Annotated in this window: 4 protein-coding genes; 2 read left to right on the forward strand and 2 right to left on the reverse strand. The window is 52.3% G+C overall.

The genetic code is table 11. The features are described from left to right. Together A918_RS0109445 and A918_RS0109450 are read right to left on the reverse strand one after the other, a co-directional pair. Positions 1-527 (reverse strand): biotin transporter BioY (locus A918_RS0109445; RefSeq protein ID WP_022710826.1); only part of this gene is annotated, 527 nt, incomplete at its 3' end. Between the two features lie 343 nt (positions 528-870). Beyond that, positions 871-1,557, reverse strand: coding sequence for a GntR family transcriptional regulator (locus A918_RS0109450; RefSeq protein ID WP_022710827.1), 687 nt, complete (start codon positions 1,555-1,557; stop codon positions 871-873). Between the two features lie 385 nt (positions 1,558-1,942). Here A918_RS0109450 and A918_RS0109455 point away from each other — a divergent pair, with 385 nt between their 5' ends. Together A918_RS0109455 and A918_RS0109460 are read left to right on the forward strand one after the other, a co-directional pair. Next, complete coding sequence (locus A918_RS0109455; RefSeq protein WP_022710828.1) at positions 1,943-2,689, forward strand: YebC/PmpR family DNA-binding transcriptional regulator; 747 nt, start codon at positions 1,943-1,945, stop codon at positions 2,687-2,689. Positions 2,690-2,975: 286 nt separating this feature from the next. After that, positions 2,976-3,761 carry a glutamate racemase gene (locus tag A918_RS0109460; RefSeq protein ID WP_022710829.1) on the forward strand — a complete coding sequence of 262 codons (786 nt, stop codon included), beginning with the start codon at positions 2,976-2,978 and terminating at the stop codon, positions 3,759-3,761. The last annotated feature ends 97 nt before the right edge of the window (positions 3,762-3,858 follow it).

The raw sequence follows: 3,858 nt of genomic DNA on the forward strand, positions 1-3,858 counted from the left end.
GATTTGATCAGTGCGCCGATCAGGAATGGTGTAACACCAACCAGTACAGCTTTTTCAACACCGACTGACAGGCTCAGCCATGCTGCGCCGAGAACCAGAGCCAGAATATTGGCTGTCAGGAAAGCGGCGAAAGCTTTTGGCAGGCTGCTGCCGTTCCAGCCGCGTTCGGCCAGATAGCCGGTGAGGGCTGCGATAACAGGGAATGCAAACAGGTAACCGGCTGTCGGGCCTGCGAAAGCGGCCAGAGTGCCGTTGCCACCGGCAAGAACAGGCATGCCCATTGCTGCTTCACCAAGCCATGCAAGCACGGTCAGTGCGCCAAGACGCCAGCCATAGAGTGCGCCGATCAGTGGAACAACCAGTGTCTGCAGGGTGATTGGCACCGGCAGCATAGGCACTGTGATCTGGGAGGTCAGTGCGAGAATCATGGTGCCGGAAATGACGGCAAATAATTTCATGGCCGCGCTGCGATTGTCGAGATTGAGCGGGCTGAAAGCCGGTTTGCGAACTGCATGTGCGAGAGACATGAAAAGCTCCTTATAGCATGATGTGTATTCAAATGATCTTATTTGACGGGCACGATCATGCAATAAATAAAAACTGAGAGCGGGTGCAGCGGGTAAAATGATATGCGACACACTCTGGTGAAAAATTATAGATAGTTTGCAATGTGCATCTATCGTAAAAATCATTAGGTCAATTTGCACGACTTGGCCAGACAGAATTGTCGTAAAATTGTTTATAGACGGGTCGTAAACAAAGCGGATTGCAGCAAGCCGGGCAAGGGCAGGTTTTAAAACTGCCCGCATCTGCTCTGAGACTTATGAATTGATGTATTTTATAGATAATTTATGCGGAATTGGTTTTATTTTATCCGACAATCGCAAAGGCATCGCGCACTTTGCCTGACGGGCTGGTTACCGGCTTGCGGCCAATCCACTGCACATGGCGGGTGAGAATATTGGCAGCCTGCTCCACATCGCCGTCCCGCAGCGCTGCAAGAATAGCCAGATGGTCGTGATCGGTGCGGGCTTCCCATTCTGCGCGCCATGAGACGAACAGAAAGCGTGCGCTGGCATCATGCAGATCATCAATCGTTGCCAGCAGACGCGGCATGGCGCAAGGTGTAATCAGCAGACGGTGAAATTTGCGGTTGGCCGCTTCCCATGAACGCACATCGCGGGAATTATCACCGGCATGGGTGGCTTCTTCCGCCTCATCCAGAATGGCGCGGGTCAGATGCGGCGCAGCATGGCGCAGTGCCAGCACTTCCAGTGCGGCGCGCATTTCCGCAACTTCGCGGATTTCTGCAAGCGAGAAAGAGGCAACACGCACACCACGGCGCGGCTCGGACACTGCAAGCCCCTGTGCTTCAAGACGGCGAAAAGCTTCGCGCACTGGCACATGGCTGGTGCCGAATTCATCGGCAATATGATCCTGACGCAGTTTTGCTCCCGGTTCCAGTTCACCGGCGATGATACGCTGCGACAGAATCTTGCTGATCTGTGCGGCTATCGTGTCGTTTTTCTGTCGCGGTGCGGCTGGCTGTTCGGTCACGTCAATCTATATCCGGTGTAACGGGCAGTTTCAGAGCTTGCCCGTGGATAGAGCATTCTGGGATTCAAATAAAGGTACGGGCAAATAAAGGTTTGAGAATGAGTATAATGCCAGAGATGCGGCATAATATATTCACGTTATTGATAAGGCGCATATCAGAGCGTGTCCAGTTGCAGGGCCCGGAACCGGTGTAAAAAACTATCATCTGCAATGAAAAGACGATATTATCGCAGCCTGCAAAGAAGTGCGGTGTGGTGTGGCTGGACGTGGCGCACCATTTTCCTTATAAAGCGCACATTCCGCAGGGATGAATGCGGATGCCTCGCTCTTGCTGCGCCGCATATTCAATCCCGTGCCCAAATTTTAGAACCTGAACAGGGGTGCTATGGCCGGCCATTCACAGTTTAAAAATATTATGCACCGCAAAGGCAGACAGGATGCCATGCGGTCGAAAATGTTCTCCAAGCTTGCACGCGAAATTACCGTTGCAGCCAAGCAGGGTCTGCCTGATCCGTCGATGAATGCGCGTCTGCGTCTGGCAATTCAGAACGCTAAAGCGCAGTCCATGCCAAAGGACAATATCGAACGCGCGATCAAAAAAGCTGCCGGTGCCGATTCCGAGAACTATGATGAAGTACGCTACGAAGGCTACGGCCCGGGTGGTGTGGCCGTTATCGTTGAGGCGCTGACAGACAACCGCAACCGTACCGCATCGAATGTGCGCGCTGCTTTCACCAAATCCGGCGGTGCGCTGGGTGAAACCGGCTCCGTGGGCTTCATGTTCTCCCGCGTTGGCGAGATCGTCTATAAGCCTACTGCCGGTGACGCTGACACCGTTATGGAAGCAGGGATTGAAGCCGGTGCTGAAGACGTGCAGTCTGATGAAGAAGGCCACGTCATTATCTGTGCTTTTGAAGATCTCGGGGAAGTTTCCAAAGCGCTTGAAGCCGCGTTGGGCGAAGCTGAGTCCATCAAGGCAGTTTGGAAGCCGCAGACTTCGGCTCCGGTTGATGAAGAAAAGGCACAGTCCGTTCTGCGTCTGATTTCGACACTGGAAGACGATGATGATGTGCAGAACGTTTATGCCAATTTTGAAGTCAGCGAAGAAGTGCTGGCCAAGCTGAGCGTATAATTTAGCATCCTTGCTTAATATTAAAACCTCCGGCAGCTGACGTTGCCGGAGGTTTTGCTTTTTGTGCCATATAATCGTCCTGTTGACCTTGGCAGGTAAAATCGGGACACTAAATTGATAGAGCATATCTGAGACGAGATGGAGCATTTCATCGTCAGATTGAATAGTTTGATGGCAATGAAATGCGACGACTCTAAGAATCGAGAGCGATTGCTGTGATTCAATCGGGGCGTAATCGCTCTCGAGGCGGACACCGTTCCGCAATACGGAAACGGGAGAATGATCTATGCACAGACCGATTGCTGTTTTTGATGCAGGTATCGGCAGCTATGCTGTCGTTGCGGAAATCCGCAACCGCTTGCCGCATCAGGATATTATATATTTTGCTGACCGTGCCAGTTTTCCCTATGGCGGCAAAAGCCGCGCGGAACTGATTCAGGTAATGCGCCGCACGATTGATTATCTCTCCAGCTTCAATCCTTGTGCGATTGTGATCACCTCCAATGCGCCGTCGATCATGGTGCTGGAGGAGCTCAGTCAGGATATTCATCTGCCGCTTTTCGGCGTCTATCCGCCTCTGCGGGAGGCATGGGGTTTATCCCATAGCGGACAAGTCGGGATCATGGGTGTTCAGTCGCTGGTGGAAAGTCCGATGATCGGCGAGTTCGTGGCTGAACACAGTGCTTATAGTGATCGTGTGGCGCTGATTAATGCCTCTCCGATGGTGGAGCTGGTAGAATCAGGTGCGTTTCTGTTTGCACCGGAGAAAACACAGACAGCGGTTGATGCATTTCTGGCGCAGGTTTTTGCCAAATATCCGGAGATTGATGTGCTGACCCTTTCCAGTACACATCTGCCATGGTTGCGCCGGTTTTTTGAAAATGCCCGTCCGCAGTGCCATTTTCTCGATCCTGCCAAAGATATGGTTTCAAGGATCGGTCAGGGCACTAAGGGGCAGGGGAAAATCCGCGCATTGGTGACGGAAGATGAGCGCTATGATCTGGCGACATTCCGCAAGATGCTCAGCGCGATTGGCGTGGATATTCCGCTGGAACCGGTGCGGCCCTATTAAAACCTGCTGCATTTCCAGCAAAAGTGGGAACCGGTTTTGCATGAGGTAAATGCGCAAAAACAAAGAGACAGGTCATAAAAAAAGCTCCGCATTGCGG

Source organism: Pseudochrobactrum sp. AO18b (assembly GCF_000409565.1).
GTDB classification, from domain to species: domain Bacteria; phylum Pseudomonadota; class Alphaproteobacteria; order Rhizobiales; family Rhizobiaceae; genus Pseudochrobactrum; species Pseudochrobactrum saccharolyticum.

Bases quoted from the DNA above. Each gene is read 5' to 3' on its own strand.
- A918_RS0109455 (WP_022710828.1), top strand. From the start codon at position 1,943: ATGGCCGGCCATTCACAGTTTAAAAATATTATGCACCGCAAAGGCAGA.
- A918_RS0109460 (WP_022710829.1), top strand. From the start codon at position 2,976: ATGCACAGACCGATTGCTGTTTTTGATGCAGGTATCGGCAGCTATGCT.